18 protein-coding genes and 1 tRNA gene are annotated in these 25,226 nt (G+C 36.8%); 13 read left to right on the forward strand and 6 right to left on the reverse strand.

Features of this window, described 5'->3' with window-relative positions; all coding sequences use genetic code 11:
• A complete protein-coding gene (gene rplM, locus BW936_RS05420) occupies positions 1–456 on the reverse strand; it encodes a 50S ribosomal protein L13 (protein WP_036151839.1) in 456 nt (151 codons plus the stop codon).
• 630 nt (positions 457–1,086) lie between these two features.
• Between rplM and BW936_RS19600 the strand changes: the two genes are divergently transcribed.
• A complete protein-coding gene (locus BW936_RS19600; RefSeq protein ID WP_159439000.1) occupies positions 1,087–1,227 on the forward strand; it encodes a hypothetical protein in 141 nt (46 codons plus the stop codon).
• A gap of 374 nt (positions 1,228–1,601) precedes the next feature.
• Here BW936_RS19600 and BW936_RS05425 read toward each other — a convergent pair whose 3' ends face one another.
• The 3 genes from BW936_RS05425 to BW936_RS05435 all read right to left on the reverse strand — a co-directional run bounded on the left by BW936_RS05425 (position 1,602) and on the right by BW936_RS05435 (position 5,922).
• Entirely contained in the window at positions 1,602–1,901 is a 300-nt protein-coding gene (locus BW936_RS05425) for a T9SS type A sorting domain-containing protein (RefSeq protein WP_076547269.1), read from the reverse strand.
• Positions 1,902–1,998: 97 nt separating this feature from the next.
• Entirely contained in the window at positions 1,999–4,833 is a 2,835-nt protein-coding gene (polA, locus tag BW936_RS05430) for a DNA polymerase I (RefSeq protein ID WP_076547270.1), read from the reverse strand.
• 102 nt (positions 4,834–4,935) lie between these two features.
• Positions 4,936–5,922: an isoaspartyl peptidase/L-asparaginase gene (locus BW936_RS05435; RefSeq protein WP_076547271.1), complete on the reverse strand. Its 987-nt coding sequence runs from the start codon at positions 5,920–5,922 to the stop codon at positions 4,936–4,938.
• Positions 5,923–5,963: 41 nt separating this feature from the next.
• Here BW936_RS05435 and BW936_RS05440 point away from each other — a divergent pair, with 41 nt between their 5' ends.
• The 3 genes from BW936_RS05440 to BW936_RS05450 all read left to right on the forward strand — a co-directional run bounded on the left by BW936_RS05440 (position 5,964) and on the right by BW936_RS05450 (position 8,363).
• Complete coding sequence (locus tag BW936_RS05440; RefSeq protein ID WP_076547272.1) at positions 5,964–6,686, forward strand: copper homeostasis protein CutC; 723 nt, start codon at positions 5,964–5,966, stop codon at positions 6,684–6,686.
• 58 nt (positions 6,687–6,744) lie between these two features.
• The gene (locus tag BW936_RS05445) at positions 6,745–7,974 is read left to right on the forward strand and encodes a metallophosphoesterase (RefSeq protein ID WP_076547273.1); all 1,230 of its coding nucleotides are present in this window, start codon (positions 6,745–6,747) and stop codon (positions 7,972–7,974) included.
• Between the two features lie 92 nt (positions 7,975–8,066).
• The gene (locus tag BW936_RS05450; protein ID WP_073242336.1) at positions 8,067–8,363 is read left to right on the forward strand and encodes a thioredoxin family protein; all 297 of its coding nucleotides are present in this window, start codon (positions 8,067–8,069) and stop codon (positions 8,361–8,363) included.
• An 81-nt stretch (positions 8,364–8,444) separates the two neighbouring features.
• Here BW936_RS05450 and BW936_RS05455 read toward each other — a convergent pair whose 3' ends face one another.
• Complete coding sequence (locus BW936_RS05455) at positions 8,445–11,768, reverse strand: glycosyltransferase family 117 protein (RefSeq protein ID WP_076547274.1); 3,324 nt, start codon at positions 11,766–11,768, stop codon at positions 8,445–8,447.
• Positions 11,769–11,936: 168 nt separating this feature from the next.
• Here BW936_RS05455 and BW936_RS05460 point away from each other — a divergent pair.
• From BW936_RS05460 to infB, 5 genes are all read left to right on the forward strand, one after another.
• Positions 11,937–12,007 (forward strand) — tRNA-Gln (locus BW936_RS05460).
• Positions 12,008–12,253: 246 nt separating this feature from the next.
• Positions 12,254–12,586 (forward strand): hypothetical protein, encoded by a 333-nt coding sequence (locus BW936_RS05465; RefSeq protein ID WP_076547275.1) that lies wholly within the window; start codon positions 12,254–12,256, stop codon positions 12,584–12,586.
• 593 nt (positions 12,587–13,179) lie between these two features.
• Entirely contained in the window at positions 13,180–13,641 is a 462-nt protein-coding gene (rimP, locus tag BW936_RS05470; RefSeq protein WP_076547276.1) for a ribosome assembly cofactor RimP, read from the forward strand.
• Positions 13,642–13,653: 12 nt separating this feature from the next.
• Positions 13,654–14,886: a transcription termination factor NusA gene (gene nusA, locus BW936_RS05475; protein ID WP_076547277.1), complete on the forward strand. Its 1,233-nt coding sequence runs from the start codon at positions 13,654–13,656 to the stop codon at positions 14,884–14,886.
• A gap of 42 nt (positions 14,887–14,928) precedes the next feature.
• Positions 14,929–17,772, forward strand: a complete 2,844-nt coding sequence (gene infB, locus BW936_RS05480; protein WP_076547278.1) for a translation initiation factor IF-2 — start codon at positions 14,929–14,931, stop codon at positions 17,770–17,772.
• A 37-nt stretch (positions 17,773–17,809) separates the two neighbouring features.
• Here infB and BW936_RS05485 read toward each other — a convergent pair whose 3' ends face one another.
• Positions 17,810–18,181 (reverse strand): SPOR domain-containing protein, encoded by a 372-nt coding sequence (locus tag BW936_RS05485; RefSeq protein WP_076547279.1) that lies wholly within the window; start codon positions 18,179–18,181, stop codon positions 17,810–17,812.
• Positions 18,182–18,412: 231 nt separating this feature from the next.
• Here BW936_RS05485 and BW936_RS05490 point away from each other — a divergent pair, with 231 nt between their 5' ends.
• From BW936_RS05490 to BW936_RS05505, 4 genes are read left to right on the forward strand one after another with little or no spacing between them, the layout of a single operon-like run.
• Complete coding sequence (locus BW936_RS05490) at positions 18,413–19,759, forward strand: c-type cytochrome (RefSeq protein WP_076547280.1); 1,347 nt, start codon at positions 18,413–18,415, stop codon at positions 19,757–19,759.
• 35 nt (positions 19,760–19,794) lie between these two features.
• The gene (locus BW936_RS05495) at positions 19,795–22,914 is read left to right on the forward strand and encodes a TAT-variant-translocated molybdopterin oxidoreductase (protein ID WP_076547281.1); all 3,120 of its coding nucleotides are present in this window, start codon (positions 19,795–19,797) and stop codon (positions 22,912–22,914) included.
• A 32-nt stretch (positions 22,915–22,946) separates the two neighbouring features.
• Positions 22,947–24,692, forward strand: a complete 1,746-nt coding sequence (gene nrfD / locus BW936_RS05500; protein ID WP_076547282.1) for an NrfD/PsrC family molybdoenzyme membrane anchor subunit — start codon at positions 22,947–22,949, stop codon at positions 24,690–24,692.
• A gap of 2 nt (positions 24,693–24,694) precedes the next feature.
• The gene (locus tag BW936_RS05505; RefSeq protein ID WP_076547283.1) at positions 24,695–25,225 is read left to right on the forward strand and encodes a DUF3341 domain-containing protein; all 531 of its coding nucleotides are present in this window, start codon (positions 24,695–24,697) and stop codon (positions 25,223–25,225) included.
• Position 25,226: the final 1 nt, after the last annotated feature.

Here is a 25,226-nt window from a genome sequence, read left to right on the forward strand (position 1 = left end):
TTATTTAATGTCTTTTAAATTAACAACAGTAGGTTTTTGAGCTTCTTGACCATGCTCTGTACCCGCGTAGACTTTAAGGTTTCTAAAAAGTTCCGCCCCTAATCTGTTCTTAGGTAACATCCCTTTTATTGCTTTTTCAAGAATACCTTCTGGATTTTTATCCAATAATTGTTTTACACTAGTAGTACGTTGACCACCTGGGTAGCCAGTGTATCTCATATATGATTTATCAGACCACTTGTTTCCTGTAAGAACAATTTTCTCTGCGTTGATAATAACAACATTATCACCACAATCTACGTGAGGGGTGAAACTTGGTTTGTGCTTTCCTCTTAACAAATAGGCGACTTTAGAAGCCATGCGTCCTAATGTTTCTCCTTCGGCATCTACCAATAACCACTCTTTGTTGACAGTTGTTCTGTTGGCCGAAACGGTCTTATAACTTAATGTATCCACTACTGCTATTTTTAACTATTATTTTAATCAATCCCTAGAAAGGGGCTGCAAATCTACGATTATTAAGTTGAATTGCAAATACTTGTTTCTTATTTTTTTTGCATTTTTTAAATTAAAACAAAATCTAGCTGTGTTGCATTTATTGATATGTTGTTAAACTAGTTGGTTTTATTACTATTTCCCTAACAATAGTATTTATTTTCAGCTTACCAAAATTGATATTATATGAAGAATAAATGGCTTTTTATGAAAAAAAAACTATGCTAAATTAGCTTTATTGGTGTTTAGAAATGAAAGTAATCGTTAAAAATATTCTTAGTATATGCACTAATAATTCTTTTAAAAAGACGGTAAAAATAGAAAATAGTATTACATATATGTAAAGGACTTTCTAATGTTTTCTTTGTAAGAATTTGAGTGATATCTGTTCAGGTAATTTTTGAAATTGGAATAGTCGTTTGTAATTTATATTGGATTCTCAACTTAAATTGGTACTTAGATTAAAAAGATGATAATGTTATTTTTAAAAAGATTCTTTAGCTGTATTTGATAATTATGTTGTTGGTAATTGTCAGTTTTGAAATAATGGACATAGTATTCGTTTTTAAAAGCGACTAAAAAACAAAAAGGATGTTTATCTATATTTTGCTATTTGCAGTAGAGATATTAATTCTTGTTTCCTGTAGTATTGATAAAGATGATGTTCAGGATGGCGCTGAAATTAAAAGCTATGCAATAATTGGCACGTGGAATGCTACAGAACTTGAATAGGAGATCGCAAGTAGTGATATTAATTTCCTTAAATAAATATTGGATTTTCTAACTGCAAAAGATTATTAAGTAATAGGGTTACAGTTTAATGAGGGCTTAATAGCTAGTGCTTCAAATGCTGTAAATTACATTATTGTAAATTCTGCTGCGACAGGGTTGGATATTCCTTATCCAACAGAGGCTGATACAAATGTAAGTACCTATACTTTTGATGGTGAGAGCGTAATTACCATAGATGAAGATGGTTAAGAGTTAGAAATTTGTGTAAATATAGAAGGGGATGTAATGATAGTTGATGCAAATGATCTTGATATTCCTAATTTCTCCAGAGAAGGAATATTGAAATTCTTGAAATGATAAAAATGCTTGGTTTGTTATTTCTTATAAAATTTGGCTTTTACATTTTGAAGCTCGGATTGAATGGTTATCATGTATAAACCTTTTTCAAGTTTGATGACGGGAATGTTCAAGGCATTTCTTCTAATATCCCACTTGTGGTATATAAATTGTGTGCCATAACTATCTGTGATACGTATAACGGCGTTCAAATCATTTTTAAGTCCTAAGACGTTAATGACATTTGTAGCGGGATTAGGAAATATCTTTATCTCTTGTGCTTCAATTTTACCTGTACTTAGCGTTATAAAAATGAATATGGTCAAAATATTTTTCATAAAATATAGCGTACATAATCATAATAGTACGCAATGTTTTAACGTTCAAAGAGTACATTTTCGTCTCTTTTTGATGAAACTTTAACAAAGATTAGGTTTAATGCGCAACCAACCAGTTATCTCCCATACCCACTTCAACATCTAAGGGAACTGCAATTTTATAGGCATTTTCCATTTCAGATTTAATAAGTGTCTGTAATTCTTCTAATTCTGGCTTGTAAATATCGAATACCAATTCATCATGTACTTGCAAAAGCATTTTAGATTTGTAATTGCCTTCATCTAATTTGTGATGAATATTAATCATGGCGATTTTTATAATATCTGCCGCACTACCTTGAATAGGTGCATTTACGGCATTTCGTTCTGCGGCACCACGAACTATGGCGTTACTTCCATTGATATCTTTTAGGTATCGTCTTCTTCCTAAAACAGTTGAAACATAACCATTGTCACGTGCAAAATTTACTTGCTCGCTCATGTAGTTTCGTAATTTTGGATAAGTTTTATAATATGTGTCTATTAATTCTTTCGCTTCTTTTCTTGACAAGTCCGTTTGGTTACTTAAACCAAATGCTGATACACCATAGATGATTCCGAAGTTTACTGTCTTGGCATTGCTACGTTGTTCTCTAGTCACTTCTTCCAAAGGCACGTTAAATACTTTTGATGCCGTAGAAGCATGAATATCTTCCCCGTTTTTAAAGGCTTCTATCATGGTAGTTTCTTCACTTAAAGCTGCAATAATACGCAGTTCTATTTGTGAATAATCTGCCGCTAATAAAGTGTAGTTATCATCTCTTGGTACAAACGCTTTTCTAACTTGTCTACCGCGTTCTGTTCTAATGGGTATGTTCTGTAAATTCGGGTTATTACTACTCAAACGTCCTGTTACAGCAACGGTTTGCATATAATCTGTATGCACTCTTCCTGTAGATGGTTCTACCTGCTCTGGCAGGGCATCTACATAAGTACTTTTTAATTTGGCAAGACCTCTATAATCTAATACGTTCTGAATGATTTCATGGTCCTTTGCTAAATAGGATAATACATCTTCTGCAGTGGAATACTGACCGGTCTTGGTCTTTTTGGGCTTGTCTACTAATTTAAGCTTATCAAATAGAATTTCACCTAATTGTTTAGGAGAACCAATATTGAATTCTTCACCTGCAACTTCGTAAATTTTCTTTTCTAGATTGCTAATATCATTGTTCAAATCTTCTGAAAGTGAATTCAAGAATTCTTTGTCTAAATTGATGCCTTCCAATTCCATATCTGCCAATACGCGTAATAAAGGAATTTCAATTTCTTCAAATAATTTTTCTGTATTGGCTTCTTTTAATTCTGGTCTAAAATGTTGTGCAAGCTGATAGGTGATATCGGCATCCTCAACCGCGTATTCCGTTTGTTTTTCTAACGGAACATTGCGCATGCTCAATTGATTTTTACCTTTTTTACCTATAAGTTCTGTAATCGAAACCGGAGTATAGTTTAAATACGTCTCTGCTAATACATCCATATTATGGCGCATATCAGGATTGATAAGGTAATGAGCTAACATGGTGTCGAACAAAGGTCCTTTAACATCAATATTGTACTTGTCCAATACCTTGATATCGTACTTAAGGTTTTGACCTATTTTTTCAATTTCTTCGGCTTCAAAGAAAGGGCGTAATTCTTCTAAAAGTGTCTGCGCTTCTTCTTTGTTGTCCGAAAAGGGAATGTAATATCCTTTTGTTGCTTCCCAAGAAAAAGCAATACCAACTAATTCTGCCGTTAATGGATCTAAACCTGTAGTTTCCGTATCAAAACAAACTGAAGTTTGCTGCATTAGGCTTTTTAGAAATAACTTCATTGCCATACCAGGAGCAACACTTTGGTAGGAGTGTGCTACATCTGCAATAGTTTTTCTGCTAGAAAAGTCTTTTACGGTTGCGCCAGAATTTGCAGGGCTGCCAAATAATGAAAACTGTCCAGATCCGGCATCTTGAGTTTCCTTGTTAGTTGCGGGTTTATTTGAAGTCTCTGTGGTAGTTTCTTCAACTTCCGCAGAAAATAATTTTATAAACTGGTCTTTTAATCTTCTAAACTCAAGCTCTTCAAATATTTTCTGAACCTCTTCGGCATTCGGTTCTGACATTTCATAATCACCGGCATTAAAAGTGACATCAACCTCTAAACAGATAGTAGCTAATTTTTTAGAAAGCAAACCAAGTTCGCCATTAGCTTCTACTTTCTCTTTCATTTTGCCTTTTAGCTTGTCTGTATTTGCTAAAAGTCCTTCCATAGAGTCAAACTGCTCAATAAATTTCTTGGCAGTTTTATCGCCAACACCTGGCAGTCCTGGGATGTTATCACTAGCATCACCCATCATTCCCAAGTAATCAATAACCTGTTCCGGTCTTTCTACGCCAAAGCGTTTTTGTATTTCTGGAATACCCCAAATTTCAATACCATTACCCATTCTTGCCGGGCGGTACATAAAGATATTTTCAGACACTAACTGTCCAAAATCCTTATCTGGTGTTACCATAAAAACCTTGTACTCTTCTTTTTCGGCTTGTTTTGCCAGGGTCCCTATGATATCATCCGCTTCCCAGCCTTCCTTTACAACTACGGGAATATGCATTGCTTTTAAAATATCTTGAATGTAAGGTATGGCAATACGTATGGCATCTGGTGTTTCAGATCTATTGGCTTTATATTCCGGGAACAATTCTGTGCGTTCAGAGCTTCCTCCTTTGTCAAAACAAACGGCTAAATGGTCTGGTTTTTCACGGCGTATAACATCGAACAAAGAGTTCATGAACCCCATAATTGCAGAGGTGTCCATACCTTGAGAATTTATTCTTGGGTTTTTTATAAGTGCGTAATAACCACGAAAAATAAGTGCATATGCATCTAGCAAAAAGAGTCTTTTTTGGTCTGCCATTTTTGAATATTAGTTGTAAAGCGTTAAAAGTACAAATTGATAGGGAAACAATAGTCGGAATTACGCTATTGCTTCGGGATTAAATCATTTTGCAATATCAAATTAACTTTTTAAATAGCTATCAGAAGGATTGTTTATATGGCCTTCTTTAGTGTAAGTTCTATATGTAAAACCTGGGTGAATACAATAGCCACCTGTTTCTCCTTTTTTATTGATTGCGATAAATCCGATTTGAAAATCTTGTTTGTCCTTATTTTTTGCAATAATGCGCTTTACACCTTCTTCGCAAGCTTCTTGTGGCGATTTACCTTGCCTCATTAATTCAACAATTAGAAAACTACCTACGGTTCTAACTACTTCTTCGCCAACTCCTGTAGCCGTAGCTCCGCCAACTTCGTTATCTACAAAAAGTCCGGCACCAATAATGGGGGAGTCACCAACTCTGCCTGCCATTTTATAGGCCATACCGCTAGTAGTACATGCGCCTGCAATATCGCCATCGGCATCAATTGCCAGCATGCCAATGGTGTCATGGTTCTCTATATTGATGATAGGTTTGTATTGCGATGTTTTTTTCCATTCTAACCACGCCTGTTTCGACTCTTCTGTCAATAGGTTGGTTTTTTCAAAACCTTGTTCGTATGCAAATTGTTCGGCTCCTTTTCCGGCAAGCATAACATGTGGGGTCTCTTCCATTACTTTTCTGGCCACAGAAATTGGATTGGCAATATTTTGCATTGCCAATACAGCACCGCAGTTACCGTCTTTATCCATAATGCAGGCATCTAAGGTGACATTGCCATCTCTATCAGGTCTACCGCCATTACCTACAGTGCTGTTATTTAGATCGTTCTCCTCTACCATAACTCCTTGGTGAACGGCATCCAGGGCATTACCTCCTTTTTCGAGAACTTCCCATGCTTTTGCTGTTGCATTACCAAAATTCCAAGTGCAAATTGCTATTGGTAATATAGGTGGCGTTTCTGTCTTGTTTGCTGTTGTTGTCTCATTACATGAGGCAAAAATTGGAGCGGACATAATACCAGCTGCAACGGTACTAGAATTTCTTAGAAACTTTCTTCTTTTCATGGGTTTGGTTCTTTACTTTTAGTGACCTTAAATATAATAATATGATAGTAGAAGTTTGTGCTAATTCTTTAGAATCTGCTTTAGTGGCCGAATGTGCTGGGGCAGACCGTATTGAGTTGTGCTCAGAATTGGCAGTTGGTGGATTAACCCCTTCTTATGGGTTGTTGAAAGCGGTAAAAGATCAAGTATCTATTCCTGTTCATGTATTAATTCGTCCTAGAAGTGGAGATTTTACGTATTCAGAAGACGAGTTGGACATTATGCTTTCGGATATAAAACTCTGTGCGGAATTAGGTTTTGACGGAATTGTATCGGGAGTGCTTTTAGAGAATTTTTCATTGGACGTGGATCGAACAAAAAAACTAATGGCGACGGCAGGTAATTTGAAATTCACGTTTCATAGGGCATTTGATTGGATCAAGAATACATCTGAAGCATTAGGTCAGCTGGAAGCTATGCAGGTAGATTACATTTTGTCATCTGGTCAACAAAAATCAGCACCTTTAGGAATTGATTTTTTATCTGAATTAAATAGTAAAAGTAAGAAGGTGCAAATTATGCCTGGGTCAGGTGTAAATGCAGGAAATGTAAATGCTTTTAAGCTTAAGGGCTTTCCTGCAGTTCATCTATCGGGAACGGCAATGATCAAAACATTGTCTAATAAGCCTGCTATTTCTATGAATTCTGAGGGCTTTTTAAGTGATGATCATTGTGCCGTTACTCAATTAAGCAATATAAAAGAAGTAATAGCTAAGGTTAAATAAATTGCAAATGGGAGCATATACCGCTGTGATACAGATATCTTTGTAAAAAAAATTCATCATGATTCGTTGGTTTATTTTCGTTGTAGGCTATGTAGCTTTAAGTTTTTATGTGCTTCAGGCATTGAAAACCATCACTAAACAGCCGTGGTGGTCATGGATTTATATAGCGATTTCATTGGTGGTCATGTTAAATTTCATCTACCAATTTTCAATAGGTGAAGAGACAGGGCGTGTTTTAAGTATATCTAAAAGTTATGCTTTCGGTTTTTTATTGACCATGCTCACTTTTAATATCATAACGATTATATTTCTTTTCTCGGAAGATATGTATCGCTTTATTTCTGGGGTTTACCAAAAAATGTATGGAGAAGGAAAAGAATTTGGTTTGCCGGCACGTAGACGATTTCTTAGTTTATTGGCCCTAGGTGTTGCCGCTATTCCTTTTGGGGCTCTTTTGTACGGTATGTATAAAGGCAAGTACAACTTTAAAGTGTTGCGTTACAACTTAGAGTTCGATGATCTTCCCGATAGTTTTGATGGTTATCAAATTACCCAAATATCTGATATACATAGTGGTAGTTTTGATGATAGAAAAATGATTGAATACGGTGTAGATTTAATCAATAAACAAAAAAGTGATATACTTTTGTTTACAGGTGATATGGTAAATAATATGACCTCTGAAATGGAACCTTGGGCAGAACTTTTTAGTACGCTTGAAGCCAAAGATGGTAAGTTTTCAGTTTTGGGTAATCATGATTATGGTGATTACATTCCATGGGAAACAGAAGAGTTAAAGCATCAAAATTTAGAAGACCTAAAAGTATTACAAAAGCAAATGGGATTTGATCTTTTGCTTAATGAACATAGGTATCTTCAAAAAGGGGATGATAAAATAGCTTTGGTAGGAGTGGAGAACTGGGGTAAAGGCGGATTTAAAAAGGCAGGGGATCTTAAAAAAGCTGCTTCGCAGATTAAAGAGAACGATTTTAAAATATTAATGAGCCATGACCCATCTCATTGGGAAATGGAAGTGATCAAAGATGCCTACCATTACCATTTAACCTTGAGCGGGCATACCCACGGTATGCAATTTGGTATTGAAATACCTGGTTGGATCAAGTGGAGTCCGGTGAAATGGAGATACCCTTATTGGGCGGGCATTTACAAAGAAATGGGACAATTTATTAATGTTAACAGAGGTTTTGGCTTTTTAGGTTATCCTGGAAGGGTAGGAATTTGGCCAGAAATCACGGTAATAACTTTAAAGAAAAAGGCATTAACATGATTTTAACCCTATTACAGAATTACAATTGAGTTGTCAGGTGTAGTATTTTAACAATTTTTATTACATTTGGCTAACTAAGAAAAGCATTTTATATGTCCAAATTTGGTGAGCTAATAGATTTAAAGGTACCCGTTCTGCTTGATTTTTATGCAGAGTGGAACGAGCAGTCGACTGCAATGCATTCTGTATTAAGAGATGTAGCCGCTGCCTTGGGTAATAGAGGTAAGGTTATTAAGATAGATGTAGATAAGAACAAAGAGCTTTCTCAAGCACTACGTGTTAAAGGTCTGCCTACACTTATGATTTATAAAAAAGGTGAAATGGTATGGCGACAAAGCGGTGAGCAAGATGCTACTACTTTAATGGGTATTCTTAAGGAATACGTTTAAATTTTTTAATTATTTTAAACTAAAAAAAGCTTTGAGCGCAAAACTCAAAGCTTTTTTTATGTCCTATTTTGACAGTGTGTTCTATTCTATGATTTCAATTTTAGTATTGTCGGGTAAAATAGTGTCTGAAACCGGCATAGTGTCCATCATATCTGGATTTGGCTGTTGCATCTCTTCATGCATATCCATGTCGTCCTCATCTTTATAAAAGTGTTGGAACTTGTCAATGTATTCATTGAAGATCAAAGTTTCTTTTTCGGCAATATCCTCGCTGTCATTTGTTATGATAATATCTATATTACGTCTGTAAGCTTCCATATCTGCTATAATATCATCAATATTGCTGTATTGTTCATCTAGGCTTGTTGAAGCGTAGTATTCAAGTCTTTCTTGATACTTTCTTTTTAGTTTTTCAAACAAAGCACGTGCTTTCTGGTTTTCGCCAACTTTATAATACCCGTCTACAAATGGTTCTACTAAGGTGTAGTATCCAAATTTATCTACAGGCATGTTGGTTAAAGATATTTCAATAATATCTTTTGCCTTGTCCATTTTATTTTCCTTGATTAACGCTTCTGTTAAACGAGCTAAGTTGCCTCTGTAAGAAACGCTTTGAATACGAGTTTGGGTATCATGGTAAATATCGCCTCCGGCATTACCCCAATCCCATCCAGTAACAATTTTGTACATTAGTTCTGTATCAATTCTTCCTAATTCAAAAGCGTTGGGTCTTTCTGTGCGAATGGGCACTAGTTTATAAGCCAAGCCATCTAATTGAAGATAGTCTTTCATCCAAAGGTATTCTGCGTCATCAAAACTACCTCCGGAGAAATATAAAGGACGTTTCCAGTCATTATTTGCAAGAATATCAAGCATCATCATGCTTTTTTTGGTAATGGCACCTGGTAGGTCTATGTCAATGTAATCTACGATAAGATCTGCGTCTTTTTCCTTTACCAAACCGCTACTAAGTACATTTTGCTTGTTTACTGGTACCCTTATCTTATTGGTAGGGTAGTAAACCATATTTTGAGTGTCTTCAGAGTACTGGCTCAAATCTGCACCGTTTTGCTCAAATAAATATTTTAATTTCGTTCTTGGCTTGTCGCTATCTATCCAGTTAATGAAATCTTTTATGGGCCATCTATTTTCAGTTATACCTTGGTGGTATAATACGTCTCTTGATCCCCATCTGTATTTCTCATGAGTAATTTGAGAAGGTATGGGCGCACTTTCATAAGCGGCTGCCTTCATTTGGTCTACATACCAATCTGTTTCAAAAAGACTGGTACATACAATACGTACATCTGTTCTGTAATGCTCAATTTCTTGTGCATACCAAATAGGGAATGTATCATTATCGCCAATCGTGAATAAAATGGCACCTGCATCTTCTTGGCAAGAATCTAAATAGGCTTTTGCAGATGAGTTTGCTGTGAATTTACCTGATCTATCATGGTCGTCCCAGTTTTGTACAGCCATTACTGTTGGTACGGCAAGTAATGTAACAATCACAACTACTGGTGCTAATATTTTAGGAGTAATCCATTCTTTAAAACTATCATACAGCCCGTAGACCCCTAAACCGATCCATAGGGCGAATACATAGAATGATCCTACCAGTGAATAATCTCGTTCACGTGGTTGGAATATGCCTGGGTTCGTGTAAAATTGAATGGCCAATCCTGTAAAGAGAAAGAACATTAATAATACCCAAAATTGCTTTTTGTCTTTTGAGAGTTGAAAAACAATACCAATGATTCCTAAAATTAAGGGCAAGAAGAAATAGGTGTTTCTTCCGGGGTTGTTTTGAATGTCACTTGGTAAATTGTCCTGGCTGCCCAATCTCATGCTATCTATTGCATTGATGCCGCTTAGCCAGTTTCCATTATCATTATATCTACCTTGTACATCATTTTGTTTACCAACAAAATTCCACATGAAGTATCTTAGGTACATATAATTGAACTGAAACTCTACCATGTATCTTATGTTATCCCATAAAGTAGGTGGCTGTACTTCTATATATTCATCAAAACGCTTTAAAAAGCTAATGTATTGGTCCGCGCCGATCTCGCCATTGGCAAAACCTATTTTAACTTGCTCCGCAGCTTGTCTTAATTCTTGATTTGGTTGGGTTATCCTGAAATCCAATGCTCCAAAATAACGTATGTAATTTTCGGCATTTTGTGAACTCCACATTCTGGGTAATAAACCTTGATGTTTAGGGTTGGGACCTTGAACGGCATCTTTATACTTATTTACAATGATGTATTTTCCTAGTGTGTAATCTTTCTCATACTTAGGTTTACCATCTTGATCTTCTCCTGCTGGAGCAAACATGTCTGAGTAATAAGTGCCGTATACCGGGCTGTCAACTCCTGGGTATTGCTCTCTATTGTAATAGGCCAAAAGAGCTCTTGCATCTTCTGGATTGTTCTCGTTGATGACAACCTTGGCATTTGCCCTAATAGGCAACATTAACCATGAAGAAAACCCTAGAAATAAAAACATCAAACAAAGAACAATGGTATTACCAGTTTTGTAATTGTTTTTACGTGTGTAGTTTAGACCAAAGTAAAAAGCAGCTATAAATAAAAGACCAATGATAATAGAACCTGAATTAAAAGGTAGGCCAATGCTATTAATGAAGAAAACCTCTCCCCAACCAAATAGTTGAAGCACATAGGTCAGTGAAAATTTATATACTAACATTAAAATGGCAATAACAATAATGTTAGCCAATAAAAAGTTCTTTACGGTAGTCTCTTTGTAGGTTTTAAAATAATAAAGTAAACCAATGGATGGAATAGCCAAGAAGCCCATAAATTGAACTCCAAAAGTTAATCCTATTACAAAAGATATTAATACTAGCCATTTGTTTCCGCGAGGGTCATGTAGATTGTCCGTCCATTTTAATCCTAGCCATAATAATAAAGCCATTATAAGACTTGCCGTGGCATATACTTCTGTTTCGACTGCATTGAACCAAAAACTATCTGAGTACGTAAATGCTAAGGAGCCTACTAAGGCACTGCCAAATACTGCAATTGCTTTACTATTGGTAAAAGGACCGTCTTTGTCTATCAGTTTTCTAGTGATATTGGTAATTGTCCAGAACATGAACAGTATAGTAAAGGCGCTTGAAACACCTGAAACTAAATTGACCATCATGGCAATTTGGCTAGGTTCTAAAGCGAACATGGCAAAGAATGCACCTATCATTTGTAGTAAAGGTGCCCCGGGTGGGTGACCTACTTGTAGTTTGGCCGCAGTGGCAATATACTCTCCCGCATCCCAAAAACTATTGGTGGGTTCTACGGTGATATAGTATGTAATAAGGGCTATAAAAAATACGGACCATCCTAATAGAGTGTCCCACTTGTGGTAGTTCTTTGAAAACATGAAACTTGGGTTAAACCTAAGTGGCGAATTTACTAATTAATATAGAAAGGTGTGAACTATTTTTATAAACCTTTAACATGTTAAAAGAACTATTTTTTAATTTTTCCTTTAAAAAATGTTTGGAGAAACAAAACTTTGTTTTAAATTTGCAGCCTCTTAAAAAGGTATTGGCCCATGGTGTAATGGTAACACTTCGGTTTTTGGTACCGTCATTCAAGGTTCGAGTCCTTGTGGGCCAACTAAGAGAGCAAGGTAAATCCTGATGTCATTTGATGTCAGGATTTTTTGTTTTATGGTTGGTTGTACTCTGTTTAATTTTAGATTCAGCTGAATTAATACATATTTTGAAAGTTGAATGTGAAGAAATGGTGATCTGTATGTCAGTATTTTTGTACATTTAGTCCGATAACGTTACAAATTCATCGGAAAAGAAGCTTTTTCGAAGTTGTTATTATCTACTTTGGTACCCTAAAGAACTTAGCCCTATGAAACTATCTCCAAAAGTTTTAAAGATATTATTGATTGTTGTTTTAGTTGGATTTGGAATCGGATTCTACTTGCAGGATGTAAAACATGAAGAAAGTACTGCTCATGCTTGGAAGGCGAATCGCTATAATTTGGATCGCTTTAATAAGATTATGGAGTATAACAATAAAATGAACTCCTCTAATTGGAAGGTTTTGAAAGATAGTATAGATCAGCAATTAGATACGCTTATGATACTTCGTTTTCGTAAAGAGGTAGATAGTTTAGAGGGGGTTGAGCCGCAGGCATATAACGACAAAGTTGAGATGCATGCGTCTTTTTTATCAGAATAAAAATTTGTTAGAAATCGTTGTAGGGAATTTTATATATTGAAGTTTGTTGTTGTTTACGTCCTTAGTGATGGTATGTAGGCTACGGTGGTTGTTTGAATTCTGAATTTCTAAAGGTTTTTGCTATTTAAGGTTTTGTGGGTGTCTCTTCATCTGTATTGTTGTGGAGAAATAAGGAGCGTAGTATCTATGTTTTTTTTTGTTTTTAATGCAATTTCTGTGGGTGTTGTTGGTAATTAAGGACTTTTTTTTGTTTTGTTGAGCTTGGTTATTTAAACAGGGTTGGTGCTTGGATTTTGAATGTATTTTTTGCGATACTATTTAGGAGTAAAGGTAGGGGTGATAATTTAAAAACTTGCTGTTAATGGACTGTGCGTAGGAGAAGGGTTCGTTTGAACTATTGTAGAGAGGCAGTGTATCATGAAGTAGGGTAAGGTTTAAATGAATGTATTTTTGTTGATTCTTTTCAAAGTGAATGAATTAGGTATCAATAGTCTATTGTAGGAAATTAAATTTATTGTATATTTGCAAAGCTGAAAGGATATAAAGGTATTCATGAGGGGACAATTAGTCCCCTCTTTTATTACTTATTATTTATGCTAAAGGAAAAAGTAAAAGAATTATTGGAACAAGGTCTTCAAGAAGACCCTTCGCTATTTTTAATAGATTTTACCATGGGTGCTGATAATAGCATTCACGTTGTAATAGATGGTGACCATGGAGTTACGGTTAGTGATTGTATTAAAATTAGCAGGGCTATTGAGCATAATTTAGATCGTGATGAACACGATTTTTCTCTTGAAGTTGCCTCTGCAGGTGCAGCGGCACCATTGGTTTTGCCTCGTCAATATGTTAAGAATATTGGAAGAAAACTTGAAGTGCGTACAAGCAATGATAAGTTTGAGGGAAATTTATCGGCTGTAAATGAGGGTTCTATTGTTTTGGAATGGAAGGCTAGGGAGCCTAAGCCAATAGGTAAGGGTAAAGTGACCGTTCAGAAAAGAGAAGAAGTGGATTTTTCAGCTATTATTAAAGCAAAAGTTGTATTAAAATTTTAATTGTAATTACCAATGGAAAATATTGCGTTAATTGAATCTTTCTCAGAGTTTAAGGACGATAAGTTCATAGACAGGGTGACATTGATGGCCATTTTGGAAGATGTATTTAGAAATGCGCTTAAAAAGAAGTTTGGTTCAGATGATAACTTTGATATCATTATAAATCCAGACAAAGGTGATTTGGAAATTTGGAGAAACCGTATAGTTGTCAACGATGGTGAAGTTGAGGAACCGAATGAAGAAATTTCACTATCTGCAGCTCGTAAAATTGAGCCAGATTTTGAAGTTGGGGAAGATGTGTCTGAAGAGGTAAAGTTGATTGATTTGGGTAGAAGGGCGATTTTGGCCCTGCGCCAAAATCTTATTTCTAAGATTCATGAGCATGATAATACAACAATTTATAAGCACTTTAAAGATTTAGAGGGTGAAATTTATACGGCAGAGGTTCATCATATTCGTCATAAAGCAATTATTTTGTTAGATGATGAAGGTAATGAGATTATCTTGCCAAAAGACAGACAGATACCATCTGATTTCTTCCGTAAAGGTGATAATGTAAGAGGGGTAATTGAAAGTGTAGAATTAAAAGGTGCAAAACCTACCATTATCATGTCTAGAAGTTCACCTAAATTTTTGGAACAATTGTTCTTCCAAGAAATACCTGAGGTGTTCGACGGATTAATTACTGTTAAAAAAGCGGTTAGAATTCCAGGGGAGAAAGCAAAAGTGGCTGTAGATTCTTATGATGATCGTATTGATCCGGTTGGTGCCTGTGTGGGTATGAAAGGGTCTAGGATTCATGGTATTGTACGCGAATTAGGAAATGAAAATATCGATGTTATCAACTGGACGGCCAATCCGCAATTATTGGTTACAAGAGCATTGAGTCCGGCTAGGGTTTCTTCTGTTAAGTTGAACGAGGAGAAGATGACAGCGCAAGTTTATTTAAAACCTGAAGAGGTTTCTAAAGCAATTGGTAGAGGTGGACATAATATTCGATTAGCAGGTCAATTGACTGGATATGAAATAGATGTGTTCCGCGAAGGAGTTGAGGAGGATGTTGAGTTAACAGAATTCTCTGATGAAATCGATGCTTGGATTATAGAAGAGTTCAAGAAAATTGGTTTTGATACGGCACGTAGCGTCTTGGAGCAAGATGTTAACGATTTAGTGAAGCGTACTGATCTAGAAGAGGAAACTATTTTGGAAGTTGTGCGTATCCTAAAAGAAGAATTAGAAGATTAGCTATATATTAGCACTTAAATAAAAGAACGGGAATCAGTATTTATGGCAGACAATGCAAAAATAAGGCTTAATAAAGTTCTTCGTGAACTTAATATTTCCTTGGACAGGGCAGTGGACTTTCTTAACGGAAAAGGACATGATGTGGAAGCGAGGCCTACCACAAAAATTTCTGATGATGTTTATCAAGTTTTGCTTGACGAGTTCCAGACGGATAAGAGCAAAAAGGTAGCTTCAAAAGAAGTTGGTGAGGAAAAGCGTAAGGAGAAGGAGGCAATTCGAGTTCGGTTAGAAAAAGAACAAGAGGATCGTCGCTTGGCCCGTGAGCGAAGAAACGCTGAATCTGAAGATAAGTCTTTGGTGGGGAAGGTGGAACTTGCTGGGCCTAAAATGGTCGGTAAAATTGATCTTAATCCTAAGAAAAAAGTGGAGGAGGAGCCTGCTAAGGAAACTCCTAAAGTTGAGGAGAAAAAGGCAACGCCGAAGGTGGAAGAAAAGGCTGCTCCAAAAATTGAGATTAAAGAAACAAGAAAAGTGGTTCTAAAAGGACCTAAAATTGTATCTCAGCCAAAGCCAAAGCCGGAGGTTAAGAAAGAAGAGCCTAAGGTTGAGGCTCCAAAGGAGGTTGCGCCAAAAGTTCAAGAGACTCCAAAGGCAGAAGTGAAAAAGGAGGCTGCGAAAGTGGAACCTGCTACGGAAGCTGCTCCAGAACCAGAAGCTCCTAAAACTATAGAGACCCAATATCAGAAACTGTCTGGGCCAAAAATTGCAGGTGAGAAAATTGATCTAAGCAAATTTGAGAAGCCGAAGAAGAAGAAGGAAGATAAGAAACCTGCTGCTGGTGCAGATCGTAAAAAGAGACGTAGAAGAATTGTCACTAAAAATCCTTCTGGTCCTGGTCAAAATAGAAACTCTGGTAATTCAGGTGATAGAAATAAAGGTAGGGGAAGGTTTGCTCCAGTAGCAAAAGTTGAGCCTACTGAAGAAGATGTACAAAAACAAGTACGTGAAACCCTAGAAAAACTTCAAGGTAAATCTAAGAAAGGTAAAGGGGCCAAGTACAGAAGAAGTAAAAGAGATCAGCACCGTGAGCAGACTGAGAAAGATCTAGAGCAACAGGAATTAGAGAACAAGGTACTTAAGGTTACCGAGTTTGTTACTGCAACTGAAGTTGCAACTATGATGGGTGTTTCTACAACTGAAATTATTTCTGCTTGTATGTCATTAGGTATCATGGTGACTATGAATCAGCGTTTAGATGCTGAAACTTTATCTATCGTTGCAGATGAATTTGGTTACGAGGTTGATTTTGTTACTGCTGATATTGAAGAAAGTATTGTTGAAGAGGAAGATGCTCCAGAGGATTTAAAACATAGAGCTCCAATTGTTACTGTAATGGGGCATGTGGATCACGGTAAAACTTCTTTATTGGATTATATTCGTAAGGAAAATGTTATTGCTGGAGAGAGTGGTGGTATTACACAGCATATTGGTGCATATGGGGTAACTCTTGAAAATGGTGAGCGTATTGCTTTCTTGGATACTCCGGGTCACGAAGCTTTTACGGCGATGCGTGCAAGGGGTGCTCAGGTTACGGATATTGCAATTATTGTGATAGCTGCAGATGATGATATTATGCCACAGACCAAGGAGGCAATTAGTCATGCACAAGCGGCTGGTGTACCAATCGTTTTTGCAATAAACAAAGTGGATAAATCAACATCCAATCCAGATAAAATTAAAGAAGGTTTAGCACAAATGAATTTATTGGTAGAAGATTGGGGTGGTAAAATACAGTCTCATGATATTTCTGCTAAAACTGGATTAGGTGTTAAGGAATTGTTGGAAAAGGTTTTACTGGAGGCTGAGTTGTTAGAGTTACAAGCTAATCCGGATAAGCATGCTACGGGTACTGTTGTAGAAGCTTTCTTGGATAAAGGTAAAGGATATGTGTCAACTGTTTTGGTACAGTCGGGTACGCTTAAAATAGGTGATTATGTGTTGGCGGGTACCACTAGTGGTAAGATTAAGGCAATGCAAGATGAAAGAGGTAATAATGTAAAAGAAGTAGGTCCTTCAACTCCTATATCTATTTTAGGGCTTGATGGAGCTTCACAAGCTGGTGATAAATTCTATGTTTTAGAAGATGAGCGCGAAGCTAAGCAAATTGCTTCTAGAAGATCTCAATTGCAACGTGAGCAATCTGTAAGAACGCAACGTCATATTACATTAGATGAAATTGGTCGTAGAATTGCTTTAGGTGAATTTAAAGAGCTTAATATTATTCTTAAGGGTGATGTTGATGGTTCTGTGGAGGCGCTTACGGATTCTTTCCAGAAATTATCAACTGATGAAATTCAAGTGAATATAATTCACAAAGCAGTTGGGCCTATTACAGAGTCAGATGTATTGTTGGCTTCTGCTTCAGATGCGGTAATTATCGGGTTTAATGTTAGGCCTATGGGTAATGCTAAGGCAATTGCGGAAAAAGAGGAAATTGATATTCGTATGTATTCTATCATATATGCAGCGATCAATGATCTTAAAGATGCAATGGAGGGTATGTTGTCTCCTGAAATGAAAGAAGAGATATCTGGAACTGCGGAAATTAGAGAAACGTTCAAGATTTCAAAAATTGGAACCATTGCGGGTTGTATGGTAACTAGCGGTAAAATATTTAGAAATTCTAATATCAGATTAATACGTGATGGTGTTGTAATATATACGGGTACGTTATCATCGTTAAAACGATTTAAAGATGATGTTAGGGAAGTAGCTAAAGGTTATGACTGTGGACTTCAGATTAAGAACTACAACGATATCAATGAAGGGGATATTGTTGAAGCTTTCCAAGAGGTAGCTGTGAAGAAGAAATTAAAGTCTAAATAGATTTTTAATTCCGATATAATAATAAAAAAAAATCGACCTATTTGGTCGATTTTTTTGGTTTTAATAACATTGCATCAGGATATTTGATTCGAACCTCATTAAACTTTCTTTCGGCATTTAACCTTGAGGTAAATCTGCCAACTCTTACGCGATACGTTGGGGAGTCAAAATCAATTTTAGATGGTAGGTCAGGAAAATCCTCTTCAACATTTGATTTTATCTTTTGTGCTTTAGCGTAATTTCCAAAACCTACTTGTATTCTGTAATATTCATTATTACTTAAAGAAGATTTATAGACCTCTAGTAACTGGTCGATCTTTTGGTCCTGCTCTATGTTTATTTGTGCGCTTTGTGAATGGCTAAAGTGAGTAAAACATGCAAAAACCGCTATAGTGCTTAGAATTTTCATAACCTATTTTAATTTTATTTTCATTAAGGGCAAAAGTAATTTATTAAGGATCAAACAAATAAATCGAGATCTATTTAGAACATTTCTAAATTGTAAATTATAGATAGATTAACATTTTTCAAATAAAGTCTATGTCGTATTTTTGTCTTCGATTTAGGCATTTGGTGGATTTTAATATAGTTTCATCTATGACCAAAATCATGCCAAGATTCCGATAGAAATATTCGATATATGAAAAAGGTTCCAAACCGAAATCAGTTTTCTAAAATTTTAGGATTATCCCTAATTACATTTTTGCTTTTTGCGAGCCCGTTAACAGCGCAGGATGAAGCTGCTGCCGCTGGTGGTGACGCTAAGAAAGGTAAAGCTTTGTTCAATCAGAACTGTGCTGCGTGTCATTCGTTAAATCGTAAAATGACAGGGCCTGCATTGGAGAATGTGGAGAGCAGGTTAAGCGAAGAAGAGGGCTTAGATAAAGAGTGGTTGTATGCTTGGATTAGGAATAGTTCAGCAGTTATCAAATCTGGTGATGCCTATGCTAACAAGTTGTATGCTGAGTATAATCAAGCTGCAATGACGGCTTTTCCAACCTTGTCTGATAGCGATATCGATGATATTTTGGCATATACTGCAGCTGCTCCAGCTGCTGCGCCTGCCGCTGCTGCGGGAAGTACTGAGAGTGCTTCTGGTGGTTCGGGTGGTTCTACTGGGGTTTCTAATGAAATTATACTAAGTGCATTGGTGTTGGTGTTTGGTTTGTTGGTTGTGATGTTGTTGCTGGTAAACAAGACTCTTCAGCGTATAGCTCAGGCAAATGGTATTGTTCTTGAAAAGGAGAATGCAGCGAAGAAAACACCAATATGGAAAGCATTTGCTCAGAACCAATTTTTGGTATTGGTAACTGCAATTTTCTTACTGTTGGGTAGTGCTTACTTTGCCTATGGGTGGATGATGCAAGTTGGCGTTGATCAAGGTTATGCGCCAATTCAACCAATTCACTATTCGCATAAAATTCATGCTGGTGATAATAAAATTGAGTGTAAGTATTGTCATTCTTCTGCAAGAGTTTCTAAAACATCGGGTATACCATCATTAAATGTTTGTATGAATTGTCATAAGTCAATTTATGAGTATACAGGTAATCCGGAAGGACCTTCTCAGGAAGATTTGGCGAATGGTTATACCAATGAGTTTTATACTGGTGAGATTAAGAAGTTGTACAAGGCTGTGGGCTGGGATGAGGAGACTCAGAAATATACAGGAGAGAGCCAACCAGTAGAGTGGGTTAGAGTTCATAATTTACCTGATTTTGCTTATTTTAATCACTCGCAGCATGTTTCTGTTGCTGGTGTAGATTGCCAAACTTGTCATGGACCTGTGGAGGAAATGGAGATCATGTATCAGTATTCGCCTTTGACAATGGGTTGGTGTGTTGATTGTCATAGAGAGACCAATGTTAAGGTTGAGGGTAATGAATATTACGAGAAAATTCATGCTGAACTTTCTAAAAAATACGGCGTAGAAAATTTAACGGCTGCTCAATTGGGCGGACTGGAATGTGGTAAATGTCACTATTAATAATAATTTAAAGAAGCTAATTACAGATAATACGTATGGCATCAAACAAAAAATATTGGAAGAACGAAGCGGAGTTAAATCCTAACGATTCCATTGTTGAGGCGCTTAAGCAGAACGAATTTGTAGAGCAGATTCCTGTGGATGATTTCTTGGGTGACAAGGAAACGTTGTCTTCTACAAATACAAATCGTAGAGATTTCTTGAAGTATGTTGGGTTTAGTACTGCGGCTGCTTCTTTGGCAGCATGTGAAGGTCCGGTGGTAAAATCGATTCCTTATGTGGTGTTACCAGAAAATATAGTTCCTGGGGTTGCTAATTATTATGCAACTACAATCGCTAATGGCTTTGATTTTGCAAGTATATTAATTAAGACCCGTGAAGGTCGTCCTATCAAAGTTGAAAATAACACTTTGGCAAATGTAGGAGGTGCGGCAAACGCCAGGGTTCAAGGTTCTGTTCTTTCTTTGTACGATAGTACAAGGTTGCAAGGGCCAATGGCTAACGGTGAGTCTGTTGAATGGGATGTGTTGAAAGCAACGGTAAAAGCTAAGATGGGCGGACTTAAAGGTTCGGCTAAAAAAATTGCTATACTTACGCAGACATATGCAAGTCCGTCAACTGATCGACTAATGTCAGATTTGGTTGCGTCCAACGAGAATGTTGTTCATGTTACGTATGATGCTATTTCTGAAGATGCTGCTTTGACAGCTTTTGAAAATAAATATGGGGAGCGTGCTCTAGCTGATTATGATTTTGAAAAAGCTGGACTGATAGTTTCTTTTGGTGCTGATTTTATTGCTGATTGGCAGGGTGGTGGTTATGATGCCGGATATTCTAGGGGTCGTGTGCCTAAGAATGGTAAGATGTCAAGACATGTGCAGTTGGAGGCTAATATGTCATTGACCGGGGCCAATGCGGATAAGCGTGTGGCTATGAAGCCAAGTGTGCAAAAAGTTGTTTTAGCAAAATTATACGGAAAATTAAATGGTACTTCTGTAGGTGGTAACACTTCAGAGTATGATGCATTAGTTGACTCTATTGCTACGGAAATAAAGAAAGCGGGTTCTAATGCGGTCGTTGTAACTGGTTTGGACGATGTTAATGCTCAGGCAGTTGTTTTGGCAATAAATGAAATGCTATCTAGTAAAGCTTATGATGCTGCGGCTCCTAAGTATATTAGAAAAGGTAGTGTGAAAGCGGTTAATGCTCTTGTTGCCGATATGAAGGCTGGTAGGATTGGTGCTTTATTGATGGACGGGGTGAATCCTGTTTATTCTTTACCGAATGCTGCGGATTTTAAAGAAGGTTTGGAAAAAGTGGATCTTTCGGTTGCATTTTCTACGAACTGGAATGAAACTACAGAGGCAGTGCAATATGTGGGTGCAACAAACCATTATTTGGAGTCTTGGGGAGATGTTCAGATGAAAAAGGGGCATTATAGTTTAATGCAGCCTACTATTAAAGAATTATTTGATACAAAGCAGTTTCAAACGGTAGTTTTAGAATTACTGGGGAGTGAGCAAACGTATTATGATTATATAAAGGATACTTGGTCTTCATCTGTACTTAATGGTGCTGGTTGGAATCAAGCATTGCAGGATGGCGTTTTCAGTGCCGAAACAATGGTAGTGAATGCTGAAGGTGCGACACAAAGTATTTTAGCTGCAGAAGATGCAACTGAAGTGGAGTCTAAGGTGTCTATGGATGCTGCTGTACGTAGTTTAGTGAATGCCAATAGTGAAGGTATGGAGCTTACTTTGTATTCAAAAGTAGGTATGGGTGATGGTCAGCAAGCAAGTAATCCTTGGTTACAGGAATTTCCTGATCCAATAACAAGGGTTTCTTGGGATAACTATGTTACTATTTCCAAAGCAGATGCTGTTGAGTTAGGTGTGGAAAACGTAAATGTTGCTGATGGCGGTATGGATGGTAGCTATGTTAAGCTTACCGTAAATGGTGTTAGTCTTGAGCAAGTTCCGGTTGTTGTTCAGCCAGGTCAAGCTAAAGGTACTGTCGGACTTTCTTTTGGATATGGTAAAACAGTAGGATTGAAAGAAGATATGCAAACGGGGGTTAATGCCTTTAAATTGTATGAAGGTTTTAATGCTAATCAATCCGTAAGTGTAGAAAAAGTATCAGGTAACCATGAGTTCGCTTGTGTTCAATTGCATAAGACCTTAATGGGGAGGGGTGATATCATAAAGGAAACAACTTTAGAGATATTCAATACTAAAAATCATTCAGAATGGAATGAGGTTCCTATGGTTTCTTTGGATCACCAAGAAGTTCCTGCAACTTCGGTTGATTTGTGGGATAGCTTTGATCGTACTATTGGTCATCATTTTAATATGTCTATTGATTTAAATGCATGTACCGGTTGTGGTTCTTGCGTTATCGCTTGTCATGCTGAGAATAATGTGCCGGTAGTTGGTAAGGCCGAAGTAAGAAAATCAAGAGATATGCACTGGTTGCGTATTGATAGGTATTATTCATCTGAAGAAACTTTTGAAGATGATAACGCTAAGAAAGATGGTTTTGATGGCTTGTTTGGTGATGCAGGTTCGTTAGGAGGTTTTGGAGAGTTAGAAGATCCTTCTGCGAATCCTCAAGTAGCGTTTCAGCCAGTAATGTGTCAGCACTGTAATCATGCGCCTTGTGAAACTGTATGTCCTGTAGCGGCTACTTCACACGGTAGGCAAGGTCAAAATCAAATGGCTTATAATAGATGTGTGGGTACAAGATATTGTGCCAACAACTGTCCTTATAAGGTACGTAGATTTAACTGGTTCTTGTATAATAATAATGACGAGTTCGATTTTCATATGAATAACGATTTGGGTAAAATGGTATTGAACCCAGATGTCAATGTTCGTTCTAGAGGTGTTATTGAGAAATGTTCTATGTGTATCCAAAAAACACAAAAAACTATTCTTGATGCTAAAAGAGACGGTCGTGTTATTGAAGATGGAGAGTTCCAAACGGCTTGTTCTTCTGCTTGTAGTAATGGAGCCATTGTATTTGGTGATGTTAATGACGAGAAGAGTAAAGTATCAGAATTAAAAGCGAGTGACCGTATGTACCACTTATTGGAGCATGTAGGAACTCAACCAAATGTTTTCTACCACGTTAAGGTTAGAAACACCAACGAAGCATAAACAATAGTAGAAAGTAATTATAACAAAAGTCTATGGCGTCGCATTACGAAGCACCTATACGTAAACCTCTAGTAATTGGAGACAAAGGCTACCACGATGTAACAGTGGATATTGCCGCTCCGGTAGAAGGTAGAGCTAATAAGCATTGGTGGATAGTTTTTTCCATTGCTCTAGTAGCATTTCTTTGGGGAGTAGGTTGTATTATTTATACGGTCTCTACCGGTATCGGTACATGGGGTCTTAACAAAACTGTAAACTGGGCTTGGGATATTACCAACTTTGTTTGGTGGGTAGGTATCGGTCATGCCGGTACATTGATCTCAGCAGTATTATTATTATTCCGTCAAAAATGGAGAATGGCAATTAACCGTTCTGCAGAGGCAATGACTATTTTCTCGGTAGTTCAAGCAGGTTTATTTCCAATAATTCACATGGGACGTCCATGGTTAGCATACTGGGTTTTACCAATTCCTAATCAATTCGGTTCGTTATGGGTAAACTTTAACTCTCCGCTTCTTTGGGATGTATTTGCAATATCTACATACTTATCAGTTTCACTGGTATTCTGGTGGACAGGTTTGCTTCCTGATTTTGCTATGATCCGTGATAGAGCTGTCCTGCCTTTTCAAAAGAAGATTTATAGCTTATTGAGCTTTGGTTGGAGTGGTCGTGCTAAAGATTGGCAACGATTTGAAGAGGTGTCTTTAGTACTTGCTGGTCTTGCAACGCCGTTGGTACTATCTGTACATACCATTGTATCATTTGACTTTGCTACATCGGTTATACCAGGTTGGCATACAACAATCTTCCCTCCTTATTTCGTGGCGGGTGCAATTTTCTCTGGTTTTGCAATGGTGAATACATTATTGATTATCATGAGAAAAGTATGTCACTTAGAAAATTACATTACTATTCAGCATATCGAATTAATGAATATCGTAATCATGTTAACAGGTTCTATTGTAGGTTGTGCCTATATTACCGAGTTGTTCATGGCGTGGTATTCCGGTGTAGAATATGAACAATATGCATTCTTGAATAGGGCAACTGGACCTTACTGGTGGGCATATTGGTCAATGATGATTTGTAACGTATTCTCTCCACAGTTTATGTGGTTCAAGAAGTTAAGAACAAGTATTATGTTCTCTTTCTTTATCTCTATTGTGGTGAACATAGGAATGTGGTTCGAAAGATTTGTAATTATTGTAACATCATTGCATAGAGACTACCTTCCATCATCTTGGACAATGTTCTCGCCAACTTTTGTTGATATAGGTATATTTGTTGGTACTATTGGTTTCTTCTTTGTATTGTTCTTATTGTATTCAAGAACATTCCCTGTAATTGCACAGGCAGAGGTGAAATCTATTTTGAAATCTTCTGGTGAGAAGTATAAAGTATTAAGAGATGCAGGTAAACCACTTTACCAAATTTCAACTACTAATGTTGAAGTAAAGGAGCCTGTTACTGATGATGTTTTAATGGGTGAGGTTGTGCCTACTATCGGTGATAAGGTTGGGGTGTCTGATTTGTTAAGTGTTGTTGGTACTTTTGATGCTACAACAGAACAAGCAGATGATTTGAAAAAAATTAAGGGTATTGGACCTCAAATGGAGGCTACCTTAAATGAAATAGGAATCTATACATTTGCTCAGGTGGCTAGAATGACAGCGAGTGAATACAACTTGTTGGATTCCATTACAGGATCTTTTCCAGGTAGAGCACAACGTGACGACTGGGCCGGACAAGCAGTAATTTTATTAAATAACAAAAGATAAATATGGCATCTAAAGTTATACACGCTTTTTACGATGATGATGATGTGCTAATGCTTGCCGTTAAAAAGGTAAAGGCAGCAAAGCTTCATATAGAAGAGGTATATTGTCCTTTTCCTGTTCATGGATTAGATAAAGCTATGGGTTTAGCTCCAACTAGATTGGCTATAACAGCTTTCTTATATGGTTTGGTTGGTCTTACAGTGGCAACACTTATGATGAATTACATCATGATAGAAGATTGGCCGCAAGATATTGGTGGTAAACCAAGTTTTAGTTACTTAGAAAATTTACCGGCATTCGTTCCAATTATGTTTGAATTAACGGTGTTCTTCGCAGCTCACTTAATGGTAATAACTTTTTATTTAAGAAGTAGGTTATGGCCTTTTAAAGAAGCTGAGAACCCTGATGTAAGAACTACGGACGATCATTTTTTAATGGAGATTGAAATCCATGACAACGAGCAAGAATTAAGAGATTTATTAATGAATACTGGTGCAGTAGAAATTAATATTTCAGAAAAAAACAGTCATTAAA

This window comes from Maribacter ulvicola (assembly GCF_900155985.1).
Classification (GTDB): domain Bacteria; phylum Bacteroidota; class Bacteroidia; order Flavobacteriales; family Flavobacteriaceae; genus Maribacter; species Maribacter ulvicola.